At 75.5% G+C, this 23,658-nt stretch carries 20 protein-coding genes; 11 read left to right on the plus strand and 9 right to left on the minus strand.

Annotated features, from left to right (window positions below):
• Window positions 1–217: 217 nt before the first annotated feature.
• Window positions 218–1,504 (plus strand): AI-2E family transporter, encoded by a 1,287-nt coding sequence (locus tag ACWPWV_RS14775; RefSeq protein ID WP_454043710.1) that lies wholly within the window; start codon window positions 218–220, stop codon window positions 1,502–1,504.
• A gap of 29 nt (window positions 1,505–1,533) precedes the next feature.
• On the opposite strand, the gene ACWPWV_RS14780 is transcribed toward ACWPWV_RS14775, so the two are convergent.
• A complete protein-coding gene (locus ACWPWV_RS14780) occupies window positions 1,534–1,836 on the minus strand; it encodes a DUF1905 domain-containing protein (protein WP_454043711.1) in 303 nt (100 codons plus the stop codon).
• Window positions 1,837–1,940: 104 nt separating this feature from the next.
• Between ACWPWV_RS14780 and ald the strand changes: the two genes are divergently transcribed.
• The 4 genes from ald (at window position 1,941) to ACWPWV_RS14800 (ending at window position 7,402) form a co-directional block, all read left to right on the plus strand.
• A complete protein-coding gene (ald, locus tag ACWPWV_RS14785) occupies window positions 1,941–3,056 on the plus strand; it encodes an alanine dehydrogenase (RefSeq protein ID WP_454043712.1) in 1,116 nt (371 codons plus the stop codon).
• Between the two features lie 76 nt (window positions 3,057–3,132).
• Window positions 3,133–3,768: a GNAT family N-acetyltransferase gene (locus ACWPWV_RS14790; RefSeq protein ID WP_454043713.1), complete on the plus strand. Its 636-nt coding sequence runs from the start codon at window positions 3,133–3,135 to the stop codon at window positions 3,766–3,768.
• Window positions 3,769–3,832: 64 nt separating this feature from the next.
• Window positions 3,833–5,950, plus strand: a complete 2,118-nt coding sequence (locus tag ACWPWV_RS14795; protein ID WP_454043714.1) for a M3 family metallopeptidase — start codon at window positions 3,833–3,835, stop codon at window positions 5,948–5,950.
• Between the two features lie 108 nt (window positions 5,951–6,058).
• Entirely contained in the window at window positions 6,059–7,402 is a 1,344-nt protein-coding gene (locus tag ACWPWV_RS14800; RefSeq protein ID WP_454043715.1) for a M20/M25/M40 family metallo-hydrolase, read from the plus strand.
• A 4-nt stretch (window positions 7,403–7,406) separates the two neighbouring features.
• Here the strand turns inward: ACWPWV_RS14800 and ACWPWV_RS14805 are convergent, their stop codons facing one another.
• Entirely contained in the window at window positions 7,407–8,222 is an 816-nt protein-coding gene (locus tag ACWPWV_RS14805; RefSeq protein WP_454043716.1) for a fructosamine kinase family protein, read from the minus strand.
• A 16-nt stretch (window positions 8,223–8,238) separates the two neighbouring features.
• Window positions 8,239–8,472, minus strand: a complete 234-nt coding sequence (locus tag ACWPWV_RS14810) for a DUF5703 family protein (RefSeq protein ID WP_454043717.1) — start codon at window positions 8,470–8,472, stop codon at window positions 8,239–8,241.
• Between the two features lie 103 nt (window positions 8,473–8,575).
• On the opposite strand from ACWPWV_RS14810, the gene ACWPWV_RS14815 reads away from it, so the two are divergent.
• Window positions 8,576–8,896 carry a primosomal protein gene (locus tag ACWPWV_RS14815; protein ID WP_454043718.1) on the plus strand — a complete coding sequence of 107 codons (321 nt, stop codon included), beginning with the start codon at window positions 8,576–8,578 and terminating at the stop codon, window positions 8,894–8,896.
• Window positions 8,897–8,906: 10 nt separating this feature from the next.
• Here the strand turns inward: ACWPWV_RS14815 and ACWPWV_RS14820 are convergent, their stop codons facing one another.
• Window positions 8,907–9,875 carry an aldo/keto reductase gene (locus tag ACWPWV_RS14820; protein WP_454043719.1) on the minus strand — a complete coding sequence of 323 codons (969 nt, stop codon included), beginning with the start codon at window positions 9,873–9,875 and terminating at the stop codon, window positions 8,907–8,909.
• Between the two features lie 122 nt (window positions 9,876–9,997).
• On the opposite strand from ACWPWV_RS14820, the gene ACWPWV_RS14825 reads away from it, so the two are divergent.
• On the plus strand, window positions 9,998–10,873 hold the full coding sequence (locus ACWPWV_RS14825; RefSeq protein WP_454043720.1) for an undecaprenyl-diphosphate phosphatase: 876 nt from the start codon (window positions 9,998–10,000) through the stop codon (window positions 10,871–10,873).
• Between the two features lie 22 nt (window positions 10,874–10,895).
• Here ACWPWV_RS14825 and ACWPWV_RS14830 read toward each other — a convergent pair whose 3' ends face one another.
• Window positions 10,896–11,963: a CorA family divalent cation transporter gene (locus ACWPWV_RS14830; protein ID WP_454043721.1), complete on the minus strand. Its 1,068-nt coding sequence runs from the start codon at window positions 11,961–11,963 to the stop codon at window positions 10,896–10,898.
• Between the two features lie 84 nt (window positions 11,964–12,047).
• Here ACWPWV_RS14830 and mshC point away from each other — a divergent pair, with 84 nt between their 5' ends.
• Entirely contained in the window at window positions 12,048–13,322 is a 1,275-nt protein-coding gene (gene mshC, locus ACWPWV_RS14835; RefSeq protein ID WP_454043722.1) for a cysteine--1-D-myo-inosityl 2-amino-2-deoxy-alpha-D-glucopyranoside ligase, read from the plus strand.
• Window positions 13,323–13,347: 25 nt separating this feature from the next.
• Here mshC and ACWPWV_RS14840 read toward each other — a convergent pair whose 3' ends face one another.
• Both ACWPWV_RS14840 and ACWPWV_RS14845 read right to left on the minus strand, forming a co-directional pair.
• Window positions 13,348–14,223 (minus strand): PAC2 family protein, encoded by an 876-nt coding sequence (locus ACWPWV_RS14840; protein WP_454043723.1) that lies wholly within the window; start codon window positions 14,221–14,223, stop codon window positions 13,348–13,350.
• Window positions 14,224–14,232: 9 nt separating this feature from the next.
• Entirely contained in the window at window positions 14,233–15,039 is an 807-nt protein-coding gene (locus ACWPWV_RS14845) for a DinB family protein (protein ID WP_454043724.1), read from the minus strand.
• Window positions 15,040–15,310: 271 nt separating this feature from the next.
• Here ACWPWV_RS14845 and ACWPWV_RS14850 point away from each other — a divergent pair, with 271 nt between their 5' ends.
• Complete coding sequence (locus tag ACWPWV_RS14850) at window positions 15,311–16,084, plus strand: HAD family hydrolase (protein ID WP_454043725.1); 774 nt, start codon at window positions 15,311–15,313, stop codon at window positions 16,082–16,084.
• Window positions 16,085–16,103: 19 nt separating this feature from the next.
• Here ACWPWV_RS14850 and ACWPWV_RS14855 read toward each other — a convergent pair whose 3' ends face one another.
• On the minus strand, window positions 16,104–18,260 hold the full coding sequence (locus tag ACWPWV_RS14855; protein ID WP_454043726.1) for an alpha/beta fold hydrolase: 2,157 nt from the start codon (window positions 18,258–18,260) through the stop codon (window positions 16,104–16,106).
• 48 nt (window positions 18,261–18,308) lie between these two features.
• The gene (locus tag ACWPWV_RS14860; RefSeq protein WP_454043727.1) at window positions 18,309–19,391 is read right to left on the minus strand and encodes a class I SAM-dependent methyltransferase; all 1,083 of its coding nucleotides are present in this window, start codon (window positions 19,389–19,391) and stop codon (window positions 18,309–18,311) included.
• A 152-nt stretch (window positions 19,392–19,543) separates the two neighbouring features.
• Here ACWPWV_RS14860 and ACWPWV_RS14865 point away from each other — a divergent pair, with 152 nt between their 5' ends.
• Both ACWPWV_RS14865 and ACWPWV_RS14870 read left to right on the plus strand, forming a co-directional pair.
• Window positions 19,544–22,288 (plus strand): ATP-binding protein, encoded by a 2,745-nt coding sequence (locus tag ACWPWV_RS14865; protein ID WP_454043728.1) that lies wholly within the window; start codon window positions 19,544–19,546, stop codon window positions 22,286–22,288.
• 57 nt (window positions 22,289–22,345) lie between these two features.
• A complete protein-coding gene (locus tag ACWPWV_RS14870; RefSeq protein ID WP_454043729.1) occupies window positions 22,346–23,479 on the plus strand; it encodes a site-2 protease family protein in 1,134 nt (377 codons plus the stop codon).
• The last annotated feature ends 179 nt before the right edge of the window (window positions 23,480–23,658 follow it).

Below are 23,658 nucleotides of genomic sequence, written 5' to 3' on the forward strand. Positions count from 1 at the left end.
CGGCGTTCCCGCCGTTCCGGTGCGGGGAAAAACATAGCACGGTTCGCGGGGGGATCCTGCATCGCGTCCGGCCGTCCGGCGGCGTGCGTCGAGGAGCCGCAGCGACGTCGCGCAGGCGTGCAGATCGCCTGCTCGGAACCCGTGCGCCGTGCCCGGCGAGAGGGGACGACCTGGGGCACACTGGGCGCATGAGGGCGACGAGCGGACGGTGCCGGGCGTGACGGACGAGCAGCGGCCCGCGAGCGGGCCCACTCCCACCCCGCGCCCCGGCGCCGGGTCCGATCGCTCGGCGGCGTCGGTCAAGCACCTCGCCGGGGCCTCGCGCGAGGCGCGCAAGGTCGCGGGGGCGCGCCGGAACCCGTCCGTGGTCGGGTACGACGACACGGTGCCCTCGTGGCTGCGCACGACGGCCGGCTGGTCCTGGCGGCTGCTCATGGTCGTGGCCGCGGTCGCCCTGATCTTCTACGCCACGGCGCAGGTCCAGCTCGTGTTCGTCGCGGTGTTCCTGGCCCTCGTCATCACGTCCGTGCTGCGGCCGGTGACCGACTTCTACGCGCGGGTCATGCCGCGCGGGCTCGCGACCGCACTCGCGATCCTCTCCGCGCTGCTCTTCTTCGCGGGTCTGCTGACGTACATCATCACGTCGGTGGCGGGGCAGTGGGAGGAGCTCGCGGGCGAGTTCAGCGACGGCATCGACCAGATCCTCGACTTCCTGGAGAACGGTCCGCTCCCGGTCTCGATCACGGGCGACGACGTCAACGAGTGGATCGAGAACGGACGGCAGTGGCTCGCCGAGCACGGCGGCGACATCGCCAGCCAGGCGGCCGCGAGCGCCGGCTCGGTGTTCGAGGCGTTCGCCGCGATCGCGCTCGCCATCTTCTGCACGGTGTTCTTCCTCGCGCGCGGCAAGGACCTGTGGACGTGGTTCCTCAACCAGCTCCCGGCGCGCTCGCGCGACAGCTGGAAGATCGCGGGGGGAGCGGGCTGGTACACGTTCTCCGGCTACGCGCGCGGGACCGTCCTCATCGCGCTCGCCGACGGCGTCCTCGCCTTCATCCTCCTCGCGATCCTCGGCGTCCCGCTCGCCGCGCCGCTCGCGGTGCTGGTGTTCATCGGAGCGTTCATCCCCATCATCGGGGCGCCGCTCGCGATGATCATCGCCGCGGTGGTCGCGCTCGCGGCGGACGGCTTCGTCACGGCGCTGATCGTGACGGTCGGGATCGCGCTCATCGGGCAGTTCGAGGGGCACATCCTGCAGCCGCTCATCATGGGCGCCCAGGTGTCGCTGCACCCGGTGGTCGTCGCGCTCGCCGTCACGGGCGGGACCCTGCTGGCCGGCATCCTCGGGGCCGTGGTGTCCGTGCCGCTCGTGGCCGTCGCCTGGGCGGTGTTCTCGAAGCTGCGGCACAAGGACCCGCCGATGGAGGACGAGATCCCCACGGCCAAGGAGATCGCGCTCTCGGACGGTCCGTCGGCCCTGCTGCACCCCCGCGACGAGGGCTGACCGGCGCGCGAGCGCCGCCGCTGCCCCGGTCAGCGGGGGACGGTGGAGACGCCGCACTCGAGCCGGAGGCTCACGTGGACGCGGTCGCCCACGCCCTTGCCGAGGCGGGCCCGGACTGCCCGGAGGACGGCGAGCAGGTGGGGGCCGCCGTACGCGACCAGCGACGCGTGGTAGGCGACGTCGTCGACCTCGACGCGCACCGGGACCCGGCCCCGCGTGCCGAACAGCTCGGCGGTGTCCACCGGCACCTCGACGAACACCCCCGTCGCCGTGCCCGAGTCGGTGAGGACGGCGTCGAACTCCACCGCGCCGGGGTCCGTCCACGTGGGCATGGCCCGACCGTAGCGGACGGGACCGCCGGCCGGGACGGTCGACGCCCCGGGCACCTGCTCGTCGCCGTCGTGCGCGAAGGCGCGGACCGCGACGACACTGGTCCATGAGGATCGGGATACCCACCGAGGTCAAGAACCACGAGGACCGCGTCGCGCTCACCCCCGGCGGCGCCCACCACCTCGTGCGGGCCGGGCACGAGGTGCTCGTCCAGTCCGGGGCCGGCACCGGCTCCCACCTGCCCGACGACGAGTACGAGCGCGCCGGCGCGCGCGTCGTCGCGACGGCCGAGGAGGTGTGGGGCGAGGCCGAGCTCGTGTGCAAGGTCAAGGAGCCGGTCGCGAGCGAGTACGCCCTCCTGCGCGAGGACCTGCTCCTGTTCGCCTACCTGCACCTCGCCGCGGACGCCGCGGGGACGCACGCCCTGCTCGCCGCCGGCACGACGTCGGTGGCCTACGAGACCGCGCGGGGACCGGACGGGAGCCTGCCCCTGCTCGCGCCGATGAGCGAGGTGGCGGGGCGCATGGCGACCCAGGTGGGTGCCTGGCTCCTGCAGCGCCCGGCCGGCGGGCGCGGTGTGCTGCTCGGCGGCGTGCCGGGGACGCCGCCGGCGCGGGTCGTCGTCCTGGGCGGCGGGACGGCGGGGCGCAACGCGGCCCAGGTCGCGGTCGGGATGCGGGCCGAGGTGACCGTCCTCGACGTGTCGCTGCCGGTCCTGCGCGCGCTGGACCGGGAGTTCAGCGGCCACGTGCGCACCGTCGCGTCCAGCCTGTACGCCGTCGAGCGGGCCGTGCTCGAGGCCGACCTCGTGATCGGGGCGGTGCTCGTCACGGGGGCGCGGGCGCCGCGCCTCGTGAGCGACGACCTCGTGGCCCGGATGCGCCCGGGGGCGGTGCTCGTCGACGTCGCGGTCGACCAGGGCGGGTGCTTCGAGGGGTCGCGGCCCACGACGCACGACGACCCGACGTTCGCGGTCCACGGCACGACGTTCTACTGCGTCGCCAACATGCCCGGCGCCGTGCCCGTCACGAGCACGCAGGCGCTGACGAGCGCGACGCTCCCGTACGTCGCGACCCTCGCGGACGGCGGTCTCGACGCGGTCCGCGACGACCCGCTCCTGAGGACCGGGGCGTCGACCCACCACGGCGTGCTGCTCAACGAGGCGGTCGCGGCGGCGCACGCGCTCGAGTGGTCGCCCCCCGGCGAGGCGCTGCCGGGCTGAGCCCGACCGCCCGCACCGCCCCGAGCCCGGTGGAAAGGACGTGAGGCCCGGCACCGCGCCGTGGCAGGGTGGCCCGGTGCAGCCCTTCGCCCTGGACGACGGCGTCGTCCACCTCGCCACCCCGACCCTCGACGACGTCGACGCGATCACGGCCGCGTGCCAGGACCCCGACGTCGCCGCCTGGACCGTCGTCCCGTCCCCGTACACGCGCGACGACGCGCTCGGTTTCGTGCGCGACTACGTCGCGCCGGGCTGGGAGCGCGGGAACGTCTTCACGTGGGCGGTGCGCGAGTCGGTCGGACCGTCGGGCGTGCCCGGACCGGAGGGGTCCGGCCCGCTGCTCGGGATGTTCGGCCTGGGCCTCGACGACGGCCCGGACGGCCAGCGCTCGGCCGAGATCGGGTACTGGATGTCGCCCGCGGGCAGGGGTCGCGGACTCGCCACGGCGGCCGGCCGTCTCGTCGTCGACTGGGCGTTCGACCCCGAGGGCCTCGGCCTCGCCCGCCTGTCGTGGGAGGCGTACGTCGGGAACTGGCCGTCGCGGCGCCTCGCGTGGCGCCTCGGGTTCCGGGTCGAGGGCACCGTGCGGGGCCACTCGCTGCAGCGCGGCGTGCGCCGGGACGCCTGGGTCGCGACGCTCCTCCCCGAGGACCCGCGCGAGCCGGCCGAGCCGTGGCCCGCAGACGTCCCGCGCCTCGCGACGACCTCGTGAGGCCCGGCGGCCCGCCCGGGCGATCCGTTTCACCCGGGCGGTGCCGCGGGGCGAGGATGGGCCCATGACGTCCCAGCCGCAGGCGCCCACGAGCGCCGACCTCGACCTCGACCCCGCCAACCCGTTCGCCGCGCCGTCGTCCCTGCCGTACGAGCTGCCCGACTACGCCGCGGTCCGCGAGGAGCACTACGTGCCCGCGCTGCGGGCCGCGATGGCCGCGCAGCGCACCGCCGTCGAGGCGATCGCCACCGATCCGGAGGCGCCCACGCTCGCCAACACGCTCGAGGCGCTCGAGCGCTCGGGCCGCGACCTCTCGCGCGTCGCGCACGCCTTCTACAACCAGCTCAGCGCCGACGCGACGCCCGGCCTCGAGGACATCGAGGAGGAGCTCGCCCCGGAGTACGCGGCCCACCACGACGCGATCTACATGGACGCGCGGCTGTACGCCCGGGCCCGCGCCCTGCAGGACGCGGTCGACGCCGGCGACGCGACGCTCGATCCCGACGCCGCGTGGCTCCTGCACACGCTGCTCACCGACTTCCGCCGCTCGGGCGTCGAGCTCGACGACGCCCAGCAGGAGCGCCTCCGCGAGATCAACGGCCGCCTGACGAGCCTCGAGGCCGCGTTCGGCCGCAGGCTCCTCGCCGGTGCGAACGCGGCGAGCGTGCTCGTCACGGACCGGGCCGAGCTCGCCGGGCTCGCGGACGACGCAGTGGCGGGAGCGGCCGAGGCCGCGGCCGCGCGCGGGCACGAGGGCGCGTGGCTCCTCGAGATGCAGCTCCCGACCCAGCAGGGAGTCCTCGCGTCCCTCGCGGACCGCGACGTGCGCGAGCGCGTGCAGCGGGCGTCGGAGGCCCGCGGCGCGACGGGCGACGACCACGACACGCGCGAGATCGTCCTGGAGACCGTGCGCCTGCGCGCCGAGCGCGCGCGCCTCCTCGGCTACGAGCACCACGCGGCGTACGTCGCCGAGGACGCGACGGCGAAGACGACCGACGCCGTGAACGCGATGCTGTCCCGGCTCGCGCCGGCCGCGGTCGCGAACGCCCGCCGCGAGGCCGCGGACCTGGAGGCGGCCCTGCACGCGGACCACGCCGGCGCGAGCCTCCGTGCGTCCGACTGGTCGTTCTACGCCGAGCGCGTGCGCAAGGACCGCTACGCGCTCGACGACGCGCTCCTGCGCCCGTACCTCGAGCTCGAGAAGGTCGTGCACGACGGCGTCTTCCGCGCCGCGACCCGGCTCTTCGGCATCTCGTTCACCGAGCGCACCGACCTCGCCGGGTACCACCCGGACGTCCGCGTGTTCGAGGTCTTCGACGCCGAGACCCCGGGCGGGCCGGGCGAGGGCATGGGGCTGTTCCTCGCGGACTGGTACACCCGCGAGTCCAAGCGCGGCGGCGCGTGGATGAACAACCTGGTCGACCAGAACCACCTGCTCGACCAGAAGCCGGTCGTGGTGAACAACCTCAACATCGTCAAGCCGCCGGCCGGCCAGCCGACGCTGCTCGTGTGGGACGAGGTCATCACGCTGTTCCACGAGTTCGGGCACGCGCTGCACGGGCTCTTCTCCGACGTGCGGTTCCCGTCGCAGTCGGGCACCGACGTGCCGCGCGACTTCGTCGAGTACCCCTCGCAGGTCAACGAGATGTGGGCCTGGGAGCCCGAGATCCTGCGCGCCTACGCCGTGCACCACGAGACGGGCGAGCCCATGCCGTCGGAGTGGGTGGACACGATGCTCGCGTCGCGCCAGTTCAACGAGGGCTTCGGCACCACGGAGTACCTCGCCGCCGCGCTGCTGGACCAGGCGTGGCACCAGCTCGCGCCGGACGCCGTGCCGTCGGGCGTCGACGAGGTGGTGCCCTTCGAGACGGCCGCGCTCGAGGCCGCGGGCGTGGCGTTCGCCCCCGTCCCGCCGCGCTACCGCACGACGTACTACAACCACGTGTTCGGCGGCGGGTACTCGGCGGGCTACTACTCGTACATCTGGTCCGAGGTGCTCGACGCCGACACGGTCGAGTGGTACCGCGAGAACGGCGGGCTGACGCGCGAGAACGGCGAGCGGTTCCGGCGCGTGCTCCTCGCGCGCGGCGGCTCGCAGGACCCGCTCGCGTCCTTCCGCGAGCTGCGCGGGCGCGACGCGGACATCGCCCCGCTGCTCGCGCGGCGCGGCCTCGACGGCTGACGGGACGCCACGCACCGTCCCACCCGCACCCGCGAGGTAGTACCCGGTGACCACCGGGTACTACCTCGCGGGAACGGGGTACTACCTCGCTCCCGGTAGCGTGGGTGCATGACGAGCGTCCGCCCCGAGTCCTCCGCCGTGCCCGTCCCGACCGCCGAGGACGAGGTGGTGCGCATCTGCCAGGACCTCCTGCGCATCGACACCTCCAACTTCGGCGACGGGTCCGGACCCGGCGAGCGGGCTGCGGCCGAGCACGTCATGGCGCTCCTTCACGAGGTGGGGCTCGAGCCCGAGCTCTTCGAGTCCGCACCGGGGCGCGCGAGCGTCGTCGTGCGGCTCGAGGGCACGGACCCGACCCGGCCCGCGCTCGTGCTCCACGGGCACCTCGACGTCGTGCCGGCCCAGGCGTCCGACTGGTCCGTCGACCCGTTCGCCGGCGAGGAGCGCGACGGCCTGCTGTGGGGCCGTGGCGCGGTCGACATGAAGGACATGGACGCGATGATCCTGGCCGTCGTGCGCCAGATGGTGCGCGAGGGGCGCAAGCCGGCGCGCGACGTCGTCGTCGCGTTCTTCGCCGACGAGGAGGCGGGCGGGACCTACGGGGCGCGCTACGCCGTCGACCACCGGCCCGAGCTCTTCGAGGGCGCGACCGAGGCGATCAGCGAGGTGGGCGGCTTCTCCGTGGAGGTCGGCGGCCGGCGCGCGTACCTGCTGCAGACCGCGGAGAAGGGCATCGCGTGGCTGCGGCTCGTCGCCGAGGGGCGCGCGGGCCACGGCTCGCAGGTCAACGGCGACAACGCGGTGACGCGTCTCGCCGAGGCCGTCGCCCGCATCGGCACGCACCACTGGCCGAACACGCTGACGCCCACGGTCGACGCGCTCCTGCGGGGCGTCGCGGACCTCACGGGGCTGCGGTACGACCCCGAGGACCCGCGCAGCGTCGACGCGCTCGTCGCAGCCCTCGGGCCCGCGTCGCGCTTCGTCGGCGCGACGGTGCGGCACACGTCGAACCCCACCCAGCTCGGCGCCGGGTACAAGGCCAACGTCATCCCGGGCCGGGCGGAGGCCACGATCGACGCGCGACTGCTCCCCGGTCACGAGGAGGAGGGCTTCGAACGCCTCCGCGAGCTCGCGGGCGAGCACGTCCGGATCGAGGAGATCCACCGCGACATCGCGCTCGAGGTGCCGTTCACGGGCGACCTCGTCGACTCGATGGTCGACGCGCTGGTCGCCGAGGACCCGGAGGCGACCGTCCTGCCGTACACGCTCTCGGGAGGGACCGACAACAAGTCGCTCGCGCGCCTCGGCATCACGGGCTACGGTTTCGCGCCCCTGCGCCTGCCCGCCGACCTCGACTTCTCGGGCATGTTCCACGGCGTCGACGAGCGCGTGCCCGTCGACTCGCTGCGGTTCGGGGTGCGCGTGCTCGACCGCCTCCTGCGCACCTGCTGACGCGTCAGCGGCCGTCGAGGAGCGCGGCGACCGTCGAGCGCAGCTGCGCGCGGTAGCCGCCGCCGAACAGCACGGCGTGCACCGCGACGGGGTAGACCTGGTGGAGCGCGACCCGGTGCCGCCACCCCCGGGCCAGCGGACGGACCTCCTGGTAGCCCGCGACGATCTCGTCGAGGTGCGGGGCGCCGAAGAGCGCGAGCATCGCGAGGTCGGCCTCGCGGTGCCCTCCGTGCGCCGCGGGGTCGATGAGCACACCCTCGGCCTCCGGCGCGTCGTCGGGTCGCTGCGTCCCCGCCGGGGCGACCCACAGGAGGTTGCCGGACCACAGGTCGCCGTGCACGCGCGCGGGGGAGTCGTCGAGCGCCGGTCGCGCGAGGTCGGGGAGACGGTCGGCGAGCCGCCCGAGGAGGGCCGCGTCGTCGGGCTCGAGCGCCCCGCGTCGGCGACCCTGCTCGACCACGGGCGCGAGGCGGGCCTCGGCGTAGAACGTCGGCCAGTCGGGCCAGGCGCCGGTCGGCATCGTCAGCGGGTCGTCGAGCGGGCCGAAGAACCCGTCCCCGTCCCAGCCGGCGGGCGGCGCGCCCCAGGCGGGCGCGCCGGCGTCGTGCACGACGGCGAGCCCTCGCCCGAGCACGCGGGCCGCCGACGGGGTCGGCCGGCTCGGCACGAGCCGCTCCAGGTCGAGGTGCGTGCGGCCCACGTCGCGGACCTCCACGACGCGCGGGCCGCCGGGCACGCGCAGCCACGCGAGCCCGGCGGCCTCGCACGCGAAGAAGCCCGGGGGCGCGTCCGCGCGCGACTTGGTGAAGACGTCGCTCATGCGGGCGCCCCCCGGGTCACAGCGTCGAGCGCACCCGGATGATCTTGCGCCGCAGCCACACGCGCCGCTCCCCGCCGACGTAGAGGCGCGTGCGGGCCAGCTCCCACCGGCCGTACTCCGCCTCGTCCGTGAGGAGCCTGGTCGCGTCGGACCGGCTCGTCGTGCGGTCGATCGTCAGGACGCGGTACTCGTACTGCCCACCCTGCGAGACCCTCTCGGGCCGCCGGCGTGACGTCGGCCTTCTCTCCACGTGTCACCGTCCTCGTTCCGCAGGTCCGTCGGTGGTCGGACGCGCTCGGCCACCGACGACTTTCGAGTGCCCATTGTGCCCCTCCCGGGGCTACCGTCAGGGTATGACCGCTGACCCGCGTGCCGCGCTCGACCGGTTCATCGCCGCGCTCGAGGCCCACTACAACGCCGTCGCCGCCCGCCGGGGGGACGACGACCCGTCCGTGGACGACGCCTACTACGTGCTCGCGGACGCCTTCGAGGTCTACGACGAGGCCCTCGGCCAGGTGCACGGGGAGGCGACGCCGTTCTACCTCGCCGAGGAGGACGACGAGGACGACGAGGACGACGAGGACGCGGACGAGGCGGACGACGAGGACGACGCGCTCGACACGATCGACGACGACGAGCTGGCGGGCGAGCTCGAGACCGACGGCGCGCGCTGACCTCGCGGGCTCACCACCGCTCGGGGTACCCGACCTCGATCTCGCTCACGTCGTCGAGCGCCGCGCGCACGGCGTGCGGGAGCACGAGGTCGGTCGCGTCGAGCGACGCGCGGAGCTGCGCGGGCGTGCGGGCCCCGACGACGGCGCTCGCGACGGTGGGCCGACCCAGCAGCCAGGACAGCGCGACGTCGAGCGGCGCGCGCCCGAGGCCCTCCGCGGCGGTCACGACGGCCTCGACCACGCCCGACGACCCCTGGTCGAGGTACGGCTCGACGAACGCGGACAGGTGGGGCGACGCCCCGCGCGAGTCGGCGGGCAGCGACCGGCGGTACTTGCCCGTGAGCACCCCGCGGCCGAGCGGCGACCACGCGAGGAGGCCCAGGCCGAGGGATTCGGCGGCGGGCACGACCTCCCGCTCTGCGCCGCGCTGCAGCAGCGAGTACTCGACCTCGACCGCCGCGAGGCCCACGTCGTCGGTCCCGCCGAGGAGCGCCGCGGCCTGCGCCGTGGCCCACCCGGGGTGGTTGGAGAGCCCCACGTAGCGCGCACGACCCGACGTGACGGCGTGGCGCAGCGCGGAGAGCGTCTCCGTGAACGGCGTGCCGGCGTCGGGGGCGTGCACCAGGAACAGGTCGACGTGGTCGGTGCCCAGCCGGTGGAGCGAGTCGTCGAGCGAGTCGAGGAGCGCGCCGCGCGACGCGTCCACGACCGGTCCCTGCGGCGTGTGCCGCACGCCCGCCTTGGTGCACAGCAGCACGTCGCGCCGGGAGACCTTGTCGCCCAGCAGCGACCCGAGCAGCGACTCGGCGTCCCCGTCGGCGTACGACGCCGCGGTGTCGACGAGGGTCCCGCCGGCGTCCACGAAGTCGCGCAGCTGCTCTCCCGCGTCGAGCTCGTCGGTGTCGCGGGCCCACGTCATCGTCCCGAGGCCGAGGACGGACACGCGCAGGCCGGTGCGGCCGAGCTGGCGGAGTTCCATGGGAGCCGAGGGTACCGGCGCCCACCGGCTCCCGCGGGTCGGACGCGCGCCGCCGGACGCGGTCGCAGGCAGGTTCACCCGGTGGTCGGGGCGGCGTGCCCGGGCCGGTATCGTGGCCGCTCGTGAATGCGTGGGAAGCCGTCCTCCTCGGCCTCGTCCAGGGCCTGACCGAGTTCCTCCCGATCTCGTCGAGCGCGCACCTGCGCATCGTCGGCGAGCTGATCGGGTCCCAGGACCCGGGTGCGGCCTTCACGGCCATCACCCAGATCGGCACCGAGACGGCCGTCCTGCTCTACTTCCGCCGGGACATCGCGCGGATCTGCGTGGCGTGGTGGCGAGCGCTGCGCGGCGACCACGGCACGGACTGGCGCTCGCGCATGGGCCGCGGCGACCACGACGCCCTGATGGCCTGGTACATCGCCCTGGGCTCGGTCCCGATCGTGCTCCTCGGGCTGCTGTTCCAGGACGCCATCGAGAACACGTTCCGCAACCTGTACCTCACGGCCCTCATGCTGGCCGTCTTCGCGCTCCTGCTCGGCTGGGCGGACCGCGTGGGCGCCAAGCGTCGCGCGCTGCGCGAGCTGACCCCCGGCCAGGCGGTCGCGTTCGGGTTCGCGCAGGCGCTCGCGCTCGTGCCGGGCGTCTCCCGCTCCGGCGGCACGATCACCGCCGGGCTCCTCATGGGGTTCACGCGCGAGGCCGCGGCGCGCTACTCGTTCCTGCTCGCGATCCCCGCGGTGCTCGGGTCGGGCTTCTACCAGCTGTTCAAGTCGGCGGGGGAGCCGCAGCCGGGTGCACCGGGCGCCGGGGCGACGCTCATCGCCACGCTCGTCGCGTTCGTCGTGGGCTACTTCGTCATCATCGCGTTCCTCAAGATCGTCTCGACCTTCAGCTACACGCCGTTCGTCGTCTACCGCCTCGTGCTCGCGGCGCTCCTCGTGCTGCTCCTGCTGACGGGGGTCCTCGAGCCGGGCGGCACCGCGGCCACGACGCCCTGACCGTCGACGGCGGCACGACCGGTCAGAGCCACCCCGCGCGCCGGAACACCCGGTACAGCACGACGCACCCGGCCGCCATGAGCGCGAGGGCCATGGGGTAGCCGAGCGTCCAGGCCAGCTCGGGCATGTGGGCGAAGTTCATGCCGTACACGCCCGCGACGATCGTCGGGTAGACGAGGATCGCCGCCCACGCCGAGATCTTGCGCATGTCCTCGTTCTGGCGGACCGAGACCTGCGACATGTGGACCTGCAGCATGTCGGAGAGCAGGTCGTCGTGGGCGTCGAGGTGCCGGTCGATGCGCTCGACGGTCGAGACCAGGCGCTCGAGGACGCGGCGGTCCACGCCGAGGTGGTCGGGCACGTCCGGGTCCAGGAGCTCGGGCAGCTCGGCGGTCACGGGCAGCAGCGCGCGCCGCGCCTCGGTGATCTCGCGCTTGAGGTCGTAGATGCGCTGGAGGGGGTCGGCGCGCTGCTGCTCGAACACGATCCGCTCGGTGCTCGCCACCGCGTCCCCGAGCTCCAGCTCGACGTCCGAGGCCCCGGCGACGACGGCGGTGACGGCGGCCGCGGTCACGCGCCGGACCGCGCCGCCGCACGGGGCGCCCGGAGCCTGCAGGCGGTCGAGCATCTCGTCGTGCACCCGGGCGCCACCGTCCTCGGCGGTGAGCACGACGCCGGGGCCCACGAGCGTCGCGAACCGGCCCGTGTGGACCTGGCGGTCGTCCGGCGTGTACCAGGCCGTGGGCGTCACGACGAGGAGCCAGTCGTCCGTGACGCGCTTGACCACGGCGAGCGGGTGCCGCGACCCGAGGGCGTCCGGGCGCCGCGCCCCCGCGCGCGCGTCGGTGCCGAGCGTCACGGCGACCTCGTGCAGGGCCTCGACGTCCGGCAGGCGCACCCACGTCGCCCCGTCGGCCGGTCCCGTGGGGGCGTGCCCGCGCACCAGGTCGGCGACCGGCGCGAGCGCGCCTGGGTCGAGCGGCCGGGCCTCGCCGGCCGTGCCCGCGTCGACGTGCCAGGCGGCGGCCGGTCGAGGCCCTGCGGCCGGCCGTCCCGGCGCGGACGGGCCGGAGGGCGTGGGGTGCGTCACGTCCGCATTGTCGCGCGCCACGTGGGCGCCCGCCCGGGCGGGACGGCGGCGCGACGCGTGCGACGCGGCCGTTAAGGTGGTCGCGTGCACAGCTGGCCCGCCCCCCAGATCCCCGAGCTTCCCGGCCGTGGCCATCCCGTCCGGGTGCACGACTCGACGACCGGCGAGCTCGTCGTCGCCGCCCCCGGTGACACCGCGACGCTCTACGCGTGCGGCATCACGCCCTACGACGCGACGCACATCGGCCACGCGAACACCTACGTCGCGTTCGACCTCCTGGTGCGCGCGTGGCGCGACGCCGGCCAGCGGGTCACGTACGCGTCGAACGTCACCGACGTCGACGACCCGCTGCTCGAGCGCGCCGCGGCCACGGGCGTCGACTGGCGCGCGCTCGCGACGCAGCAGATCGCGCTCTTCGCGGAGGACATGACGGCGCTCGGCGTCGTCCCGCCCGACGTCTGGGACGGCGCGGTCGAGAAGATCCCGGCCGTCGTGGAGGCGGTCTCCGCGATGCTCGCGGACGGGACGGCGTACCGCGTCCCCGTCGAGCCCGGGGCGGGCGGCACCGACGCCGGTCTGGGCGACGTCTACGCAGACCTGTCGGCGGACCGCGCCTTCGGGTCCGTCTCCCGCTTCCCGCGCGACGTCATGGAGCGGTTGTTCGCCGAACGCGGGGGAGACCCCGACCGGGACGGCAAGAAGGACCGGCTCGACCCGCTGCTGTGGCGGCGCGAGCGGTCGGGCGAGCCCGCGTGGGACGGCGGCGTGCTCGGCACCGGTCGTCCCGGCTGGCACGTCGAGTGCGCGGTCATCGCCCGTGACGGTCTCGGCCTCCCGTTCGACGTCCAGGGCGGCGGCGCGGACCTGCTCTTCCCCCACCACGAGATGTCGTCCTCGCACGACCGCGTCCTGTCCGGCGGCGAGGCGCCGCGCGTGCACGTGCACGCGGGCCTGGTCGCCTACGAGGGCCAGAAGATGAGCAAGTCGCTCGGCAACCTCGTGCTCGTGTCGAACCTGCGCGCGACGGGCGTGGACCCCATGGCGATCCGGCTCGCGCTCCTCGCGCACCACTACCGCACCGAGTGGGAGTGGACGGACGACGACCTGCCGACCGCCGCTGCGCGGCTCGAGACGTGGCGTGACGCCGTCTCGGGCAACGGTGGCCCCGACGCCACCGCGATGCTCGACGCCGTGCGGGCCGCGCTCGCCACCGACCTCGACGCCCCCGCCGCGCTCGCGGCGGTCGACGTGTGGGCCGCGGAGTCGCTGCGCCCCGGCCGGGACACGAGGGCGGACGACGAGGGCGCGCCCGGCGTCGTCGCCCGGGCGGTCAACGCCCTGCTGGGCGTCCGGCTCTGACCGCTCGGGAACCGGCGGCGCGCCCCTAGACCGTCGGGCCCTTGCCGCGCTCGCCCGGACCGCCCGGGTCGCGCCGCCGCAGGTAGCGCTCGAACTCGCGCGCGATCGCCTCGCCGCTGGCCTCGGGGAGCTCGGCCGTGTCCTTCGCCTCCTCGAGCTGCTGCACGTACTCCGCGATCTCGGCGTCCTCGGCCGCGAGCTCGTCGACCCCGTGCTGCCACGCCTGCGCGTCCTCGGGCAGCTCCCCGAGCGGGATCGCCTCGGAGACGAGCTCCTCCACGCGCGCGAGGATCGCCAGCGTCGCCTTGGGCGACGGCGGGTGCGCGACGTAGTGCGGGACGGCCGCCCACAGCGAGACCGACTGCATGCCCCGCTCCGCCGCGGCGTGCTGCAGGACGCCGACGATGCCCGTGGGCCCCTCGTACGTGCTCGGCTCGACGTCGAGGACGGCCTGCAGGCCGACGCTCTCCGAGGTCGCGGTCATGGGGATCGGCCGCGTGTGCGGCACGTCGGCCAGCAGCGCGCCGAGCGTGACGACGGTGCGCACGTCGTGCTCGACGGCGATGTCGAGGATCTCGCGGCAGTAGCTGCGCCACCGCATCGACGGCTCGATCCCGTGCACGAGGACGACCCGGCGGCCGCTGGGGGCGATCGTCGCGGTCGCGATCGTCGTCGTCGGCCAGGTGATCTCGCGCCGGCCGTCCTCGTCGGTCGTCACGACCGGGCGGTTGACCTGGAAGTCGTGGTAGTCCTCGGGGTCGAGCTCGTCGACGTCCTCCGCCCCCCACACCTCGTGCAGGTGCGCCAGCGCGGACGTCGCGGCGCTCCCCGCGTCGTTCCAGCCCTCGAACGCCGCGATCATCACGGTCTGGCGGGCGCCGTCGTGCGCGTTCTCGCTCATCGCCCCAGCCTATGCGGACCCGCCCGACGGCGGCGGGAGAGGTTCGCCCGTGGCGTACCCGTCCGCGCCGCGCGCCGCGATGGTCTCCAGGTCCCGCACCGCGAACCGGTGGTGCTCCCACTCCTCCTCGAGGACCACGTGCAGGCACGACAGCGTCGTCTCCGGGCGGTCGGGGGACCACGGGTTCGTGCGCGCCGTCGCGAGGTCGTCCGCCGTCACGGCGGCGAGGACGTCGCGCACCATGGCGACCCGTCCGGCACGGGCCTCGAGCACCTCGGCGTACGTCGGCGTGCGCGTCGTGAGGACCGACAGGTCCAGGCCGTCGTCCCCGGCACCCGGGCCCGCCAGCCCGAGCGGGTGGAACGGCTGCTCCACGCCCAGGACCGCCCGCCGCAGCCAGACGTCCGTGGCGAGGACCAGGTGCCGCAGCGTCTGCGCGAACGACCACTCGCCGTCGACCTGGACGTCGACCGTGCCGGCCGGCATCGACCCGGCCCGGTCCAGCGTCGCCGCCCACGTGCGCTCCAGCGCGGCCCAGGCCTCCTTCAGCGCGTCGGGCTCCGTGGCACGGCGCAGGGACCGGCCGGGGAACCGGCGGTCGAGCTCCGTCTCGACGAACGCGGTCACGTCCACGCCGTTGACCCGGAAGGACGCGCCTGCGTCGGCGAGCCACGGCGCGTCGACGTCCATCGACCGCACCTCGACGCCCCGCATCACGACGCCGGAGAGGTCGGACTCGACGAACCGGGCGCCCCGCAGGTCCGCGCCGACGAACGACGCGCCCCGCAGGTCGTCGGACCGGCCGAACTGTGTCATGAGGACCTCCTCGGCGGGCCTCGGCGGCACGCGGACCGCCCGCGGACGGGCTCGCGGACGGCAGAGGAAAGGGCTCGGGAACGGGTCGGGACAGGACCGAGAGCGGACGAGGGCACGCTACGCCGCGTGGGCTCGGTCTGCCAGGGCCTCGCGCCAGGGCCTCGCGCCGGGGTGACGTGCCGCACCCGGGGCGCCCGCGGCCGGCGGCGCGCGATGCCGTTAGGGTCGGTGGGTGCGCGACCGGTCGCACGACTCACGATGGAGATCCCTCTTGCCCTCTCGCACCACCGACGTCTCCGCAGGTCAGAGCGCCGCGGACCCCGCCGTCCCCGTCACCCTGCCCGAGGCCGTCCTGTGGGACATGGACGGCACGCTCGTGGACACCGAGCCGTACTGGATCGCGGCGGAGCACGAGCTCGTCGACGCGCACGGCGGCACGTGGACGCACGAGGACGCGATGTCGCTCGTCGGCAACCCGCTGCTCACCTCCGCGCAGATCATCCGCGACCGCGGCGGTGTCGACCTGCCGGTCGAGGAGATCGTGCAGTTCCTCATCGGCCGCGTCATCGACCAGGTCCGCGTCGAGGTGCCCTGGCAGCCCGGTGCCCGCGAGCTGCTCGTCGCGCTGCGCGAGGCGGGCGTCCCGTGCGCGCTCGTGACGATGTCGTACCGCGAGCTCGCCGAGCCCGTCGCACAGCTCGCGCCGTCGGACGCGTTCCAGGTGCTCGTGTGCGGCGACGAGGTCGAGCGCGGCAAGCCCGACCCGGAGCCGTACCTCCTCGCGGCGGAGCGCCTGGGTGTCGACGTCACGCGGTGCGTCGCTATCGAGGACTCGCCGGCGGGCATCGCGTCGGCCCGCGCGTCGGGTGCGGCCACGCTCGGCGTGCAGGCGGTCGTGCCGGTCGAGCGCGCGGCGGGGCTGAGCCGCACCCCGTCCCTCGAGCTCGTCGACCTCGGCCTCCTCGCGCGCCTCGTGTCCGGCGAGGTCGTCGACCTCCTGGGCGACGACGCCCCGAGCGCCCCGGAGCCCGCCGCGCGTCCCTGAGCCGCTGCGGAGCCCGGCGTCAGAGCAGCTCGGCGAGCATCGAGGCGGCGCGCGCGGCGCCGCCGGTCTCGACCGGCAGGGTGCGCCGGTCGCGGCCGCCGGAGAGCTCGGCCACCATCGCCGCGGCGAGCGCGTCCGGGTCGGACGCCTCGGCGTACTCCACGCACCGTCCGGCGCCGTAGCGCTCGAGGCGGTGCCGGACGTGGACGTTCTGCTCGAAGTGGTGCCGCAGCGGGACGTAGAGGAACGGCGTCCCCGCGGCGGCGAGCTCCATGCACGTCGTCAGGCCGCCCTGGACCACGGCGAGGTCGCACGCGGCCAGGTGCCGGTACAGCTCCGGCACGTACCCGCGATACGCGACGCCACGACGCCGGGGGAGGGCGGCGGGATCGATCCGCGGGCCGGTCACGACGAGGAAGCGGAGGCGGTCGTCGAGGCGTCGCGCCACCGGGACCGCGTCGAGCACCCGCCGCAGGAGCGACGTGCCGACCCCGGACCCTCCGACGGTGACGACGCACAGCACGTCGTCGGGACCGACGCCCAGGCTCCGTCGCAGCTCCTGCCGGTCCTCCGCGGTCGGCGGCACGAACCCCGTGACGTAGCCGGCGAAGTCGAAGTGGGCCTCGGTCCACTCCCTGATGCCCGGCAGCCCGGGGCCGAACGGGAGGTCGACGACGTCCGCCGGGTCGCCGACGAAGACGGAGCGGTCGCGGACCCGCCGGAAGCGCTCGCGCTGCTCGATCATCTCGGCGTTGTAGTCCGCGGTGAGCGCCGCCTCGTGGGCGCCGCCGTCGGGCATCGGGAGCCAGCCGACGAAGTCGGTCATCCAGGCGAACGAGAACCGCTTGAGCTCCGGGTTCTCGTGGAGGAAGTAGTCGACGTCCCACGCCTCGTCGCCGACGACGAGGTCGTAGCCGCCCTCCTCCACCACCTCCGCGAACACCATGAAGTTCGCGACCATGATCTCGTCCATCCGGCGGATCGCCTGGAACGCGTGCAGGTCGTGGTCGGCGGACTCGTCCTCGACGTGGGCGGACTCGTTCGCGAGCCACGCCGAGGCGGGGTGGACCCGCTCGCCGGCGTCGGCGAGCACACGGGTCACGGGGTGCTGGGTGAGCCACTCGACCTCGAGGTCCGGGTGGTGCTCGCGCAGGCCGCGCGCGACGGCCAGGTCCCGCCGGGCGTGGCCGAGGCCGATCGGGGAGGACAGGTAGAGCGCCCGACGCCCACGGTGCTGCGCGCGCGTCCAGGTCCCCCGGCGCGGCGGGGAGCCGGTCTGCGCGGCGGTGCTCGCGTCGACGAACTCGTGCAGGAGCAGGTTCACCCGGACGGGGTCTCGCGCAGGCAGGCCGTGGCCCCCGCCCTCGACGAGGACGAGACCGCCGCCGGTCAGCTCGGCGAGCCGTCGCCCGATCGCGGCGGGCCGGACCGCGTCCTGCGCGCCGTGCACGACGAGCACCGGGCAGCGCACCTGCCGGCACAGGGGGTCGAGCGGCGTCGCGGTGGCGCCCTCGAGCCCGAGCCGCCCCGCCGTGGTGTCGGCGAGCGTCTGCGGGGAGATCTCGTGGGCCCACCCCACGACGTCCTCGACCTGCTTCGTGGAGTGCGGCTCGGTGAACATCCGCCCGGCGAAGAAGTCGACGTAGTCGTCGTAGCCACCGCCGAGCCAGTACTCCTTGTTGTACTTGGCCCAGCCGTCGGTGGTGTCGTGGTGGGTGTCCCACGCGTACCGCTCGCGCTCCGGTGCTGCCACGTCGAGCCCGCACGACGGCGCGATGCCGACGATCCCCTGCACGCGTGCCGGGTGCGCCACCGCCAGGTGGACCGCCCAGGCCGCCCCGCACGAGTACCCGACGACGACGGCGCGGTCGGTCCCCGTCGCGTCGAGCACCGCGGCCGCGTCGGCCGCGTACTGCTCGTCGGTGTAGGCCGCGGCGCCCTCGGGCCGCCCGGCGTCCCCGCTGCCGCGACCGTCGAACGTGACGACGCGCGACGACCGCGAGAGGTAGGGCACCTGCGCCTTCCAGAAGCGGGAGGGCACGAGCGACCAGGTGGGCAGCAGCAACACGGTGGTGGACCCGGTGCCGTGGACGGCCCAGGGGAGCCGCACGCCGTCGCGGACGGTGACGCCCGTGCGGTCGGGCAGCCGGGCCGGCCGCGGCTCCTCCGCTCGCATGTCCTTCCTCCCTCTCGGTTCCTTCCTACAGCCCGCGGGGCCGGTCTGTCAGGGCCGGATCTCCAGCACGCGGTTGAACGGCGTCTCGGCGACCGACGCGAACCGGCCGAAGCCCGCCGCGGTCGCGACGTCGCGGATCCGCGCCGGCCCGGCCTGCGTGCCGAGGGCGAGCCCGACGTCCTGGGACAGCGACGCGGGCGTGCACAGCAGCGTGGAGAAGCCGTAGTAGGCCCGCCCCACAGGGTTGAGGTTGTCTTCCACGTGGTCGCCGGCCATCGGCTCGACGACCATCCAGGTGCCGTCCGGAGCCAGCGCGCGCCGGACCTGCTCGGCCGCCCCGACGGGGTCGCCCATGTCGTGCAGGCAGTCGAACATCGTGACGAGGTCGAAGCTCGTGCCCGGGAGCTCCTGGGCCGAGGCCACCTCGAACCGCACGCGGTCCGCGACGCCCGCGTCCGCCGCCCGCCGACGCGCGGTGGCGATCGACTCGGCGTGGTAGTCGGAGCCGACGAACCGGGACCGCGGGAAGGCCTGGGCCATGAGCACGGTCGAGGCGCCGTGCCCGCACCCGACGTCCGCCACGAGGGCGCCGGCCTGCAGCTTCTCCACGACCCCGTCCAGCGCGGGGAGCCACTCGGCGACCAGGTGCGCGTGGTAGCTGGGCCGGAAGAACCGCTCGCAGCCCACGTGGACGTCCGGCACGTGCTCGTGCCACCCGTACCCCCCGCCGCTGCGGGCGGCGTCGAGGACGTGGTCGACGTCGTGCACCGTGCCGAGGGCGATCTGGAAGAAGCCGGGCAGGAACGCCGGGCTGTCCTCCACCGTGAGCGCGACCGCCTGCTCGGGCGGGAGCGTGTAGCGGCCCGACGGCGGGTCGTAGGTCAGGTAGGCGCCCGCGGCCTGGGCGTTGAGCCACTCGCGGGCGTACGGCTCGGCGGTCCCGGTGCGCTCGGCCAGCTCGGCGGGCGTCGTGGGGCCGTGGGCCGCGAGGTCGCGGTAGTAGCCGAGCTTGTCGCCGAGGACGACGAGCGCCGCGTTGAGGGTCGCGCCGACCTCGTCGACCGCGCGGAAGACGAACGCCATGAGCGCGTCCATGTCGAGGGCCGGGGGCGCCTCGCTCGAGGTGGTCATCGGATGCTCCTGTCGTGTCGGTTCCCGGCGGGTGCCGGTACCGGTGAACGTAGGCGTCGGAGCCTGGCCCCCGCGTCAGGTGGGCCCCCTGGTCCTCGGGCCGGGAGAGTCGTCCCGGCGCGGCCGGTCGACGCCTCCCTAGACTCATGGACGTGGTGCTCCTCGGCAGGGCGGCCGAGCAGGAGGTGGTCTCCCGCCTCCTCGCCTCGGCGCGTCTCGGGCGTGGTGGCGCGCTGACCGTCACGGGGGAGCCCGGCATCGGCAAGACGGCCCTGCTGACCGACGCCGTCGCGACGTCCGTCCGTGACGGAGGGGGCACGCGCGTGCTCGCGGTGACGTCCGCGGAGGTGGAGCAGGAGCTGCCGTTCGCGGCGCTGCACGCCCTGCTGCGGCCCGCCGTGCCGTTGCTCGACGAGATCCCCCAGCCCCAGGCGGTCGAGCTCGGGGCCGCGCTCAGTCTTCGTCCCGGCGACGGGCGGGACCGGTTCGCCATCGGCGCGGCGACGCTGAGCCTGCTCAGCCGGTACGCGGAGGACGGCCCGGTCGTCGTCGTGCTGGACGACGCTCAGTGGGCCGACCGGCCCTCGGTCGACGCGCTGGCCTTCGCCGCCCGCCGCGTGCGCGACGACCCCGTCGCGGTGCTGATCGCGGGACGCAGCGGCGAGCTCCCGGAGCCCGTGCGCGGCCTGCCCGGTCTCGACCTCGGAGGCCTCGCGCGGGACGCCGCGACGCGGCTGCTCCGCGAGGCCTACCCGGACGGTCCCTCCCGGGCGCACGACGAGCTCTACCGGCAGACGGGCGGCAACCCCCTCGCCCTGCTCGAGCTGGCGGGGGAGCCGGACGACGACCCGACGGCGGGCGACGCCGCCGCGGGGTTCCCGCACACGCTTCCCGAGAGGCTCCAGCGGGCCTTCGCCCGGCGGCTCGACGCCCTGTCGACGGCCGAGCGCGCCGTCGCCCTCGTGGCGGCGCTGGCCGGGGGCGACCTCCGCCTGACCCGCGCGGCCTGTCGTCGGCTCGCGCTCGACCCCGCCGGACTCGACGGTGCCGCGGCGGCCGGGCTGGTCACGGTCGAGGGCCCGCGCATCGCCTTCCGCCACCCGCTGCTGCGCTCGGTCGTCTACGGCGCGGCGGACCAGGACCTCCGGCGTCGCGCGCACCGGAGCCTCGCCGACGAGCTCCGGGCCGTGGACGCCGACCGGTGCGCGTGGCACCTCGCGGCCGCCACGACCCGGCTCGACGAGGACGTCGCGGCGCTCCTCGAGGAGCTCGGTGCCCGCGCGACGGCGCGGACGGCGTTCACGGTCGCGTCGACCGCGCTCGAGCGCGCGGCCCGTCTCAGCCCGGCGCCCGAGGCGGCACGGTCACGACTGCTCGCGTCGGCCCGCGCCGCGGCGTCGGGAGGCCTGCCGGAGCGTGCCCTGGCCCTGCTGGACGAGGCCGAGCCGCCGACCGGACCCCTCACCGCGACGGGAGCGGAGCTGCGGGCGACCCTCGCGCTGCGCTCCGGGTCGGTGCGCGCCGGCCTGGACCTGCTCGAGCGGGCGGCCGGCCTCGCCGCTGCCGACGAGCGCGTGCTGCTGCTCGCGGAGGCGAGCCGCGCGTGCATGTACCTCGTCGACACGGTGGCCCTGCGCCGGGTCGAGGCCCGACTCGTCGCCGCGCTCCCCGGGACGACGGACCCCGTGGCGCGGGCCGTCGGCCTGGCGTCGTCCGGGGCGTCGGGCGTCCTGCTCGGCCGGGACAGCACGGCCCGGCTGCGCGCCGCCGTCGCGCTGCTCGCCGAGCACGTCGACCCGCTCACCCATCCCGCGGCGCTGCCGTGGCTGATGCTGGCGCCGCTGTTCCTGCGCGACGCCGTCGACGGGGCGCGGCTGCGCGACCTGGTGGACCAGGTCCGCACGCGCGTCGGCGTGGGCGTGCTGCCCGACGTGCTCTTCCACGTCGCGCGGGACCAGGCGACCTCGAACGCCTGGGACCGGGCGGCCGCCAACTACGACGAGGCGGCACGCCTGGCCCGGGAGACCGGTCAGGGCGGCGGGCTCGCCATGGCGCTCGCGGGACTCACCTGGCTCGAGTCGCGGGCGGGACGGGCGGCGGCGTGCCGGGAGCACGCGGCGGAGGCGTCGGCGCTCTGCCGTGAGCGGTCGATGCTGTTCGGCGAGATCTGGTGCGAGCTGGCGCTCGGCGACCTCGCGCTGTCGGAGGGCGCGTCGGGCGAGGCGGCGGACCGGCTCACGGCGCTCGCGGCGCGCCTCGAGCTCCTGGGTGTCGGCGACCCCGACCTGCATCCCGGGCCGGAGCTGGTCGACGCCCTGCTGCGGACCGGCCGGGCCGGCGAGGCGCGGACGGTCGCCGTGCGGTACGCGGCCGCCGCGACGGCCAGCGGGCGTCCGTGGACGCTCGCGCGCGCCGACCGGGCGCTCGGCCTCGTCGCCGCCGAGGGCGAGCTCGCGGCGCACTTCGACTCGGCGCTCGCACGGCACGCACGGACGAGGGACCTCTTCGAGCGCGCCCGGACACAGCTCGCCTACGGGATGCGGCTGCGTCGGGCCGCGCGCCGCGTCGACGCCCGGCCGCTCCTGCGGGACGCGCTGGGCACGTTCGAGACCCTCGGGGCCGTCATCTGGGCGGCGAGCGCGCGGGCCGAGCTCGGGGCGACCGGCGAGAGGGTCCCCGCGCGGGAGGGAGCGGGTGCCGACGCGCTCACCCCGCAGGAGCTGCAGGTGTGCCTCCTCCTCGCGGAGGGGCGGACGACGCGCGAGGCGGCCGCCGCCCTGTTCCTCAGCCCCAAGACGGTCGAGTACCACCTCCGCAAGGTCTACACGCGGCTCGGGATCCACTCGCGGGAGGAGCTCGCCGTCGTGCTCGGGGGAGCGGACCCGGCGACCGCATAGTCTGTGCCGGTGGACGGACCAGAGCCCCGAGCCCCCCGCACGCCCCCACGTCAGGACGTGCCCGGGCGCACGAAGGGCTGGGTGATCGGCCGCGTCTCGGGTGCTCCCGTCATCCTCACGCCGTCGTGGTTCCTGGCCGCCGCGATCCTCACCGTGCTGTTCGCCCCGACGGTCGAGAACCTCGCGCCCCAGCTCGGCGGCGAGCGGTTCCTCGTCTCGTTCGTCTTCGTCCTGCTGCTCTTCGGCTCCGTCTTCCTCCACGAGGTCGCGCACGCTCTCGTCGCGCGTGCGCGCGGCCAGCACGTGACCGAGCTCGCCGTGACTCTGTGGGGCGGGCACACCGCCTACTCCGGGACGTCGGCCCGTCCGCTCGACGGGTTCCTCATCTCGGTCGTCGGCCCGCTGACGAACCTCGCGCTCGCGGTCGTGTTCTGGCTCTCCTTCCAGGCGATGGACGTCTTCTCCGTCCCCGCTCTGCTGCTCTACGCGGGCGCGTTCTCCAACGCGTTCGTCGGGTTCTTCAACCTCCTGCCCGGGCTGCCGCTCGACGGCGGGCAGATCCTCGAGGCCGCCGTGTGGGCGGCGACCGGGTCGCGCACCAGGGGCACGGTCGCCGCGGGGTGGGTCGGGCGGGCCGTCGCCGTGGGCGTCGTCGCGTGGGCGCTGCTGTGGCCGCTGTCGGTCGGCGCCCAGCCCTCTCTCTGGACCGTCGCGTGGGCTGCGCTCATCGGCGCGTTCCTGTGGTCCGGCGCAGGACAGGCGATCGCCGCCGGCCGGACGCGCGAGGCCGTCTCGGGGCTGTCCGTGCGAGGGCTCGCCGGGCCTGCCGTCCCGGTCGGCCCCGGTGCCTCGGTCGCGGCGGCCGGCCGCGCCGTCGCGGTCGCGGGCGGACCGCACGTTCTGGCCGTGCTGGTCGACGCCGACGGCAGGACGGTCGGGTACGTCGACCCGGCCGCGGCCGCCGCGGTGCCGCCCGACGCCGCCGAGTCCACCCCGGTCGGGGCGGTCGCCGTGCCGCTCCCGCCGGGCGCCACCGTCGACGCGGCTCTCGCCGGCCAGGAGATGCTCGCGGCGCTCGCCCGCGTGGGTCGCCAGACGGCCCTCGTGCCCGTGACCGACGGCGGCCGCGTCGTCGGGGTGCTCGAGGTCGCGCGGGTCGTCGGCGCGCTCCGCGACGCGCGACGGCGCTGACCGGCGTCCCGGACGCCTCGCGGTCCCGGGCGTCCTACGCGCCGGGCGGACCGCGGCGGGGCTGCCCGTAGGATGGTCGCCCGGGACCGACGAGCCCCCCGCCACCCCGCCCGGCCAGCCCTCCGCCCCCGAGACCGCGGACCGCTCCGCGCCCGCCGGCGCGACCGGCGCCGACCAGC

The sequence above is a fragment of the Cellulosimicrobium sp. Marseille-Q8652 genome (assembly GCF_965112045.1).

Excerpts from the sequence above, each read along its gene's own strand:
- ACWPWV_RS14845 (WP_454043724.1), bottom strand. The coding sequence starts at position 15,039 with ATGACACAGTTCGGCCGGTCCGACGACCTGCGGGGCGCGTCGTTCGTC.
- ald (WP_454043712.1), top strand. The coding sequence starts at position 1,941 with ATGAGGATCGGGATACCCACCGAGGTCAAGAACCACGAGGACCGCGTC.
- ACWPWV_RS14780 (WP_454043711.1), bottom strand. The coding sequence starts at position 1,836 with ATGCCCACGTGGACGGACCCCGGCGCGGTGGAGTTCGACGCCGTCCTC.
- ACWPWV_RS14855 (WP_454043726.1), bottom strand. The coding sequence starts at position 18,260 with ATGCGAGCGGAGGAGCCGCGGCCGGCCCGGCTGCCCGACCGCACGGGC.
- ACWPWV_RS14860 (WP_454043727.1), bottom strand. The coding sequence starts at position 19,391 with ATGACCACCTCGAGCGAGGCGCCCCCGGCCCTCGACATGGACGCGCTC.
- ACWPWV_RS14820 (WP_454043719.1), bottom strand. The coding sequence starts at position 9,875 with ATGGAACTCCGCCAGCTCGGCCGCACCGGCCTGCGCGTGTCCGTCCTC.
- ACWPWV_RS14795 (WP_454043714.1), top strand. The coding sequence starts at position 3,833 with ATGACGTCCCAGCCGCAGGCGCCCACGAGCGCCGACCTCGACCTCGAC.
- ACWPWV_RS14800 (WP_454043715.1), top strand. The coding sequence starts at position 6,059 with ATGACGAGCGTCCGCCCCGAGTCCTCCGCCGTGCCCGTCCCGACCGCC.
- ACWPWV_RS14815 (WP_454043718.1), top strand. The coding sequence starts at position 8,576 with ATGACCGCTGACCCGCGTGCCGCGCTCGACCGGTTCATCGCCGCGCTC.
- ACWPWV_RS14840 (WP_454043723.1), bottom strand. The coding sequence starts at position 14,223 with ATGAGCGAGAACGCGCACGACGGCGCCCGCCAGACCGTGATGATCGCG.
- ACWPWV_RS14805 (WP_454043716.1), bottom strand. The coding sequence starts at position 8,222 with ATGAGCGACGTCTTCACCAAGTCGCGCGCGGACGCGCCCCCGGGCTTC.